The following is a 6,822-nucleotide window of genomic DNA, read 5'->3' on the forward strand; positions in this document are numbered from 1 at the left end:
TATCAATTATTATGTATGGTCACTGCTTCTTGCGGTGGCCATTTTTTGATTCAGCTTTTGGCCAGTCATCACTGCATAATCGCCTTAGCCTGTTCGGCAATAAAACGGCGATTCTTATCAATGTCGGCTTTAGTGGCATTCGGACCGAACATAATCGTAATCACAATTTGTTCATGATAGAACGTGATGAAGCGTTCAAGCTTGCTGTTCGTCCGATTCAATTCTGATTGAGTCATTGTGTCGCTACTGACTTTCATCAAAGCGGTTTTAATTTGTTTAAAATATTTCTTCTCGAACCTCTGAACCTTTATGGCATCACGGCAGCGTTGTTGGTAAAAATTAAACGAGGCCGGAATTCGAACGGGTGTTTCACAGCCTTTGAAGTGTAACAGTAATTTATCCGGTTCGTCAGTTAGTTCATAGGTTGCCACTTGATTAAGTGACAGCCAAGGATGATGACCATTTTTTCGGGCGGCCTTCAGGGGTGACAATAACAGGTTACGATAAACGTGAGGCACGTATTCACTAATTCCCAAGTAATTTGCGATGGTCCGGACAATCCGTGGCACTTGTAAAAGCTTTTTGTCGCTGAGTTCCTGTTTGATCAATGTTTCCGGCGATGCCTTAACGGTGACTAGTCCAAGATATTTATCGACAATCAGCGTCTTTGCCTGTTTTGTCTCCAGTGGCACTAACAGGTACACCGTTTCCCAATTAATCGGTGCTTTTGCTGGTTGCTTCTTAATATGGCTCAGCTTGACTTTGGTCACGTCAAAAATACCGTCATTGTAAAATTTGCGGGCAGATGGGTTAATTGCGGTCAATAAATCTTTCATGAAAGGCCTCTTTTCCTAGAATCACTATAACTGTAACGAACAATTTCATTACTCTGGGAACATAATAAGATCATTAAACGCATTTGTTAATAAAAGCGATCATAAAAATAACCAATATATCGCAAATATAATAGTTAATCACGCATAGTGAGAATTTGACTAACCAATCACGATTAGTGATATTAACGCGAAAACGGTTTCCAGCAATGTGGTATGATATTATTGTGAGATTTGAAAATAGGGGGACTAACTAATGGCAAAGCATCGCAAAGAAAAAGACCGATTAATTAACGAAGCAGTTAAAGAACAAGTTAAAAATATCGATATTCCTTATGAACCAACTTATAGTAAAGATGGTAAGTATACGCTGTATAGCTTTAACAATGATGAAGCCCTTGGGATTTCCAGCAACGAGACACCACTAACCAATCAAGAATTATTGGATCAGCTTAATGCCGGAATTACCGCCCGGATGAGATATTCCATTGTCCCGATTCAAGCGTATATTGCCGAAGTTAACGGTGTTCGGATGAAACTATACGCACCAGACGAAGAACGTTCTCAATTCATGATGTATATTCCACCGAAGTCAACTGAACAGCGAGTCAACCAATACTTACTGTTAATGATTAATGATATGAAAGCGAACGCGGCAGATCAGCCGGGAAATGCGGAATAGTTAGTTGGTCCTCACAATCGAGTGATCATTAACTGAAGAATTGATAATTTGTAATCGCACCCGAATGATCGAAGGGAGATTGTTTAATATGAGCGAATCAGATCGAAAACCGACCCCGGATCAACGCGCCCAAGCCAAGAAAATTGTCGAAAATGTTGATATTCCGTACCGAGCATTTCCAATTGCTGACGGCAAATTCACCGTCTTTGCTTATAATCACGGCCAAGCATTTGGGATTTATAGCCAAGTGGGTCCAATTGATAAAGAAAAGTTACGCGCACCTTTAGATGATGCAATTACTAATTTGCTTCATTATAATTTGCAGACTGAAAGTGACGGGTCTGAAATGATTGACGGCAAACCGATGCGGTTATACGTGTCAAACAATCCAAAGCAACAATTTATTTTTTACGGGCAACCAGGGGCAACGGCTGAAACGTTCCAGAATTACCTTGCCGTTGTCGTTAAATATTTTATTGCCCGTAAACGTCAGAATGAGCATCATGAATAAGTTGACGTTAAAAACGTCTTAAGTACATTTAAAACGTTACAATGGGGATAACCAGGTTTGATCGAAAGGGGCGTGTGAATTTTGAGTGACCAATCTAATAAAATGACACCTGAACAACGCCAGAAAGCGGCTGAGTTTATTAAAGGGGTCAATATTCCGTACCGGGTATTTTCAACGGAAGATAAACTGTTTATGGTGTTTGTGTTTGATAATAGCAAGGCCATTGGGATTTTTAGCAATGATGGGCCAACGGATCAGGATGACTTACGATCACGGCTGGATCAGGCGATCACCAATGAGCTTCATTACCGATTCAAACGCTCCGGTGATCAGGCCGCAATTGACGGTCATAAAATGGCCCTTTATCCTAAGGCGGCAGGTGCCAGTGAACGGTTTATTTTTTATGGACAACCCGGCCTATCAGAAGATATGGTGAAGGCCTACTTTGCGGTGGTTGTTCAACATTTGACTCGGAAAAAGTAGCCCAGATTTAACAGATTGAGGAGACAGATTGTGGCAAAACATCGAAAAAAACGTGAACGATTAATTTCGACCGAAGCAGCGAAGATGGCTGAAGGAATCGATATCCCATATGATGCCAGCCAAACCACTGATGATGAATACACGCTGTTTGATTTTAATCACGGCCGGGCATTTGGCATTGCCAGTCATATTGGGCGAGTGAATGGGATGCAGCTGCGGAAAGAATTGGACAACGGCATTACCATCGCAATGGGGTATGAATTAAAGCATATTGATCCAACTCGCACGTGGGTTAATGGTCAAAAAATGAAGTTGTCGGCTCCAGAAGACGATCCTGATCATTTGTTCATGTTTTACGTCACTCCGGAGACGTCTCGGGAAGAAATTCATGACTTCTTGATTTTGATGACCAATGATTTCTATCAGCGACAGAAAAAAGATTAAATAGATGTTGAAGCAGAGTGCGACAAAAGGCGGTTAACTTCCAGGGTACAACTGGATTATCCGAATATGCTCCGGGTAGAATAGTGGGATAATTCGGTTGTACGGCAGGAAGTTGCCTTTTATCTCACGTTTTCGCTTGGTAATAGTTGTGATGACAAAAAATAGGGCTGGACAAAATTACTTTTGTCTCAGCCCTTTTTAGTTGTAAATCACTTTTGGCGTGTGGCCCATCTTTTCCAGCACCTTCACTAAGTTCTGGTACGACATTAGAATGGTGGCCGTGTTAATGTTTGGATGAGCCGAAATCTCCGGTAGTTGTTGCAAGTCGGCATCCAGTAAAACCTCAACTTCGTTTTTCGTGTCATGCATGAGGGCGAGTGGCGTAACCATTCCGGAGACAACGCCTAATAAACTTTCTAATTCTTCTTCACTGGCAAAGTTTAACCGGCTGCGGGCAATTTCTAATTGATCAGCCAATGACTTGAAGTTGACCCGCTTACGATCAGTTAAATACAAATAGAACTGATCGCGCTTCTTTTGCTTCAATAATAAATTCTTCACCGGTGGTAAGCCGGGTGGGGTATTGGGATCATCCATCGTCCAAATGGCGGGATGATCGATGCGTCGGTACCTAATGTGTAAGACGTTTAGTAAATTGATTGCTTCTCGCTCGGTCGCCATTTTCAAGTGTATCAACTCCCAAAATAATGATTGAAATTAATCATACGCTTGTTTGTGCCATCGGAAAACTAGCAGTAAGATGAAATTTTAAAACGGAGGCGAATAAGATGGATCTCACTTTTGATTGTTACGGTACGTTATTGGATACGCGAGCCATTCGAAATTGGTTCTTGAAGATTAGCCAGCAAAATAACTTGGATGGTCAAGCCGCTTGGCATCAATTTGAATCGTGGGAAGATCGATTAATGTACGGGGAACCAACGCTACCTTATTTGGTATTATTGAAACGAAATTTAGCATACATTGATATGACATTGAAGACGGGGACATTATTCAGTGATCAGCTTTCCCAATTAATTGCGGCTTACCAGGCACTTGAACCTTGGCCGGAAGTTGTGACCACGCTTCGTCAATTACGTTTGGCAGGTAACTGGGTTATTTTGATGTCTAATTCAACGCCGGAACTAATGACAGCGCATCTTAAATCACTCGGTCACCAAGTTGATCAAGTCATTTTGCCGGAACAAACCGGTTGCTACAAACCAGAGATAAAATTCTTCAAATACGCAGCCCAACAAGTTAGTCATGATCATATCCACGTGGCGATGGGCTACTGGTGGGATGTTATCCCGTGTCGTAAAATGGGTTGGCCGGTCGTGTGGATTAATCGAAATGGGCTAACGGCATTCGCAGATAATCAACCAACTGCAACGTTACCCAACCTGACTGGCCTGCCAAAATTTATTCAACAATTTTCTGAATCAAACTAAATTAAGAAGCCTTGAAAAATTCACCAGACATTTTTCAAGGCTTCTTGTGTTTTAAAGGAATGCCTAGAATAGTGATCCGACCTATATTTCTATATGTCGTGTGTCCATCAAGAAATCGATTTTTAATGTTTTTCAAAATAATTTCATCAGCTTTTCCATAATAATTGAAAAAGTACCAGGTCCTTCTCCTTGCTTTCATCTAAAAAGGATCACTTAATCCCGGTGTAGCAATGATTTCTGTTCCTAAAAGTACCCTGTTTAATTCCTCGTTCTTTCTATATATAGTAGTATCTCGTGACAACGGCCGTTGGATCAATTCAATTAAATTAGGATGGATTCAAACATGGAAAACACAAAACAGGTACAACGTCAGCGCTACACCGAAGCGTTTGACTTCTTATTGGACGGGGACCATGAATTAGTCGTTTACGGCGTATTGAAGAAACTTCACATTACCAAGACCAATCCGTATTATGACGACATTGTTCAAGAAGGGCGGATTGCTTTCATTAATAAGTATCTGCAGGCACTAAATGCGGGCAAACCAGAAAAAGAAATTTTGCCATTTATTTATCAGGGTGTGAAGTGGGCACTGCTGGACTATCTACGGAAGCAACTCACCACAGTCGAACACGTTCAAGTTCCGGAAGACAATGTCGACCCATTGGCCGAACTGATCGATCCACTGCATACCGTTGAAAACATTGACACGGGTGTTTTGATTCGGCGCTTGGGAACCGTTTGTACCAAACAACAAATGCAATACATGATCTTGGCGTTTGAATGGGGACTTACCATTACTGAAATTGCCAACCAATTAAATGTCACTCGGCCGACGGTTTATCAGCTTCGCAAGGCTGTAATAAAGAAAATCGGTAAATTGTTTTAAAAAATATTTTACACTTTGACCGGTTCATTTCGTTACTAGTATATGTAAGGGTTGGCGCCAACAACTTACAAAGAAAATACAGAGGAGAAAGAAAATGCAAAGAGATTGGATGAAATCAAGTGCGACTTATACGTTGGTTGACAAGGATCACAAGAAAGGGGTTAAGCATTCTTTTAGTTATTTGGCTAAAGATGTCAAAGCTGAAACGATTGCTGCCTTTGGCGAGATCATTGAATCCTTCACGGAAGGCAAAATCACTGACGCAACCGTCTCTTCAACTGAACACGTTGGGGTACAAGCACAATCAGCACCAACAGAAACACCAAATACCGAAGCAGCATCTGCACAAGGTGAAACAGCTCCGGTTGAAGCACCAAAGGCATAATTAGGTTTATTTAAAAATTAAGATTTAGGAATTTTAGGTTGGAAAAAACGGTTAATGCTTTGGCAGACTCGTGGTTACAGTCTCCTCGGCATGAGACGGACAATTTACAGGAGGAATCATTAATGCGTACACTTGAATTAATCTTTAAATCAGCGGATGATAAGACAAAGACCATCAGTATTAACTACGCCAGCGGTAATTTGGTTGGTGCAGATGTTCAAAAGAAGATGCAACAGATTACGGAGCTGGGGATGTTTGATAATAACGGGGTTAATCCTTACCAAACACCGATTGCGGCGCAGTACCGACGGACCGAAATCGATAAATTATACGATACCCGTGCGAACTAATTTGTGCACAATATATCAAATGAAATAATCGCGAGAACCTAGGAATTGTAACATTCGAAGGGCAAAACAGAAATGTTTTGCTCTTTTTTCATTACAGAAATGTTTCTAATATAACAATCGGATAAATTAAAAGCGTATAGGTTGCGAACCGAAAAATTAGGCGATACAATAGCATATGTAAAGTTGATTGGGTATCAAATTGTGGTTGTTGCTTTATCGTAAGTGCGGTATAATTAACAGTGCAGTTTACATATACCTAGTGAACTACAAATCATATATATATATTGGAGGAGACTATATAATGAAATCAAGCTTGAAGAAATCATTATTTGTAGGCTTGGCAGCTTTAGGCTTCGTTGCCGTTGCTGGTTCAGCTAACGCTCAAACCGCTTCAGCAAAAAGCTATGCTAAGGTTACATCAAACAAAGCCTTAACCGGCGACGCTACTACTCGTAACGTTAACGTTAATGGTACAAATGCACTTTATACTAAGGCTGGTACCTTAAAGGGTGCTAAGACTGTTGCTACTAAGACTACTTTGGCAGCCGTTAAGGATGCTAAACAAGGTCAAAAGAACTGGCGTGCATACCGTGTTGCTACAACTAACCGTGGTTCAGTTTATTACAAGGTGGTTACCTTTGATAAGACTTACCGTGGCTGGATCTACGGCGGCAAGACGACCACATCATTTGCTGGTGGTTTAACTAAGTATGACACTACTAGTGCTGCTTCATCAGCTCCTGCTTCATCAGCAACCTTTACTTTGAAGACTCCAGGCTCAGATGCTGACAACT

10 protein-coding genes and 1 pseudogene are annotated in these 6,822 nt (G+C 41.1%); 9 read left to right on the plus strand and 2 right to left on the minus strand.

The window, feature by feature from the left end; genetic code table 11:
* Positions 1-68: 68 nt before the first annotated feature.
* Entirely contained in the window at positions 69-836 is a 768-nt protein-coding gene (locus tag FC85_RS02605) for a hypothetical protein (RefSeq protein WP_057864012.1), read from the minus strand.
* Positions 837-1,089: 253 nt separating this feature from the next.
* Here FC85_RS02605 and FC85_RS02610 point away from each other — a divergent pair, with 253 nt between their 5' ends.
* The 4 genes from FC85_RS02610 to FC85_RS02625 all read left to right on the plus strand — a co-directional run bounded on the left by FC85_RS02610 (position 1,090) and on the right by FC85_RS02625 (position 2,953).
* Positions 1,090-1,515, plus strand: coding sequence for a hypothetical protein (locus FC85_RS02610; protein ID WP_057864013.1), 426 nt, complete (start codon positions 1,090-1,092; stop codon positions 1,513-1,515).
* An 88-nt stretch (positions 1,516-1,603) separates the two neighbouring features.
* Complete coding sequence (locus FC85_RS02615; protein ID WP_057864014.1) at positions 1,604-2,026, plus strand: hypothetical protein; 423 nt, start codon at positions 1,604-1,606, stop codon at positions 2,024-2,026.
* Positions 2,027-2,107: 81 nt separating this feature from the next.
* Positions 2,108-2,509 (plus strand): hypothetical protein, encoded by a 402-nt coding sequence (locus FC85_RS02620; RefSeq protein WP_057864015.1) that lies wholly within the window; start codon positions 2,108-2,110, stop codon positions 2,507-2,509.
* A 30-nt stretch (positions 2,510-2,539) separates the two neighbouring features.
* Positions 2,540-2,953 carry a hypothetical protein gene (locus tag FC85_RS02625; protein ID WP_057864016.1) on the plus strand — a complete coding sequence of 138 codons (414 nt, stop codon included), beginning with the start codon at positions 2,540-2,542 and terminating at the stop codon, positions 2,951-2,953.
* 198 nt (positions 2,954-3,151) lie between these two features.
* Here FC85_RS02625 and FC85_RS02630 read toward each other — a convergent pair whose 3' ends face one another.
* Positions 3,152-3,634 (minus strand): YbaK/EbsC family protein, encoded by a 483-nt coding sequence (locus FC85_RS02630; protein WP_057864079.1) that lies wholly within the window; start codon positions 3,632-3,634, stop codon positions 3,152-3,154.
* A gap of 107 nt (positions 3,635-3,741) precedes the next feature.
* On the opposite strand from FC85_RS02630, the gene FC85_RS02635 reads away from it, so the two are divergent.
* The 5 genes and pseudogenes from FC85_RS02635 to FC85_RS02655 all read left to right on the plus strand — a co-directional run.
* On the plus strand, positions 3,742-4,404 hold the full coding sequence (locus tag FC85_RS02635) for an HAD family hydrolase (protein WP_057864017.1): 663 nt from the start codon (positions 3,742-3,744) through the stop codon (positions 4,402-4,404).
* Positions 4,405-4,747: 343 nt separating this feature from the next.
* A complete protein-coding gene (locus tag FC85_RS02640) occupies positions 4,748-5,293 on the plus strand; it encodes a sigma-70 family RNA polymerase sigma factor (protein ID WP_057864018.1) in 546 nt (181 codons plus the stop codon).
* A 94-nt stretch (positions 5,294-5,387) separates the two neighbouring features.
* Positions 5,388-5,678, plus strand: a complete 291-nt coding sequence (locus FC85_RS02645) for a hypothetical protein (RefSeq protein WP_057864019.1) — start codon at positions 5,388-5,390, stop codon at positions 5,676-5,678.
* A gap of 122 nt (positions 5,679-5,800) precedes the next feature.
* Positions 5,801-6,028, plus strand: coding sequence for a DUF2922 domain-containing protein (locus FC85_RS02650; RefSeq protein ID WP_057864020.1), 228 nt, complete (start codon positions 5,801-5,803; stop codon positions 6,026-6,028).
* A 301-nt stretch (positions 6,029-6,329) separates the two neighbouring features.
* Positions 6,330-6,822, plus strand: a pseudogene (locus FC85_RS02655) (hypothetical protein); the annotation flags it as partial.

It is taken from the genome of Lentilactobacillus diolivorans DSM 14421 (assembly GCF_001434255.1).
In the GTDB taxonomy this organism is placed as follows: domain Bacteria; phylum Bacillota; class Bacilli; order Lactobacillales; family Lactobacillaceae; genus Lentilactobacillus; species Lentilactobacillus diolivorans.

Bases quoted from the DNA above. Each gene is read 5' to 3' on its own strand.
- FC85_RS02650 (WP_057864020.1), top strand. From the start codon at position 5,801: ATGCGTACACTTGAATTAATCTTTAAATCAGCGGATGATAAGACAAAG.
- FC85_RS02630 (WP_057864079.1), bottom strand. From the start codon at position 3,634: ATGGCGACCGAGCGAGAAGCAATCAATTTACTAAACGTCTTACACATT.
- FC85_RS02635 (WP_057864017.1), top strand. From the start codon at position 3,742: ATGGATCTCACTTTTGATTGTTACGGTACGTTATTGGATACGCGAGCC.
- FC85_RS02605 (WP_057864012.1), bottom strand. From the start codon at position 836: ATGAAAGATTTATTGACCGCAATTAACCCATCTGCCCGCAAATTTTAC.
- FC85_RS02615 (WP_057864014.1), top strand. From the start codon at position 1,604: ATGAGCGAATCAGATCGAAAACCGACCCCGGATCAACGCGCCCAAGCC.
- FC85_RS02640 (WP_057864018.1), top strand. From the start codon at position 4,748: ATGGAAAACACAAAACAGGTACAACGTCAGCGCTACACCGAAGCGTTT.
- FC85_RS02645 (WP_057864019.1), top strand. From the start codon at position 5,388: ATGCAAAGAGATTGGATGAAATCAAGTGCGACTTATACGTTGGTTGAC.
- FC85_RS02610 (WP_057864013.1), top strand. From the start codon at position 1,090: ATGGCAAAGCATCGCAAAGAAAAAGACCGATTAATTAACGAAGCAGTT.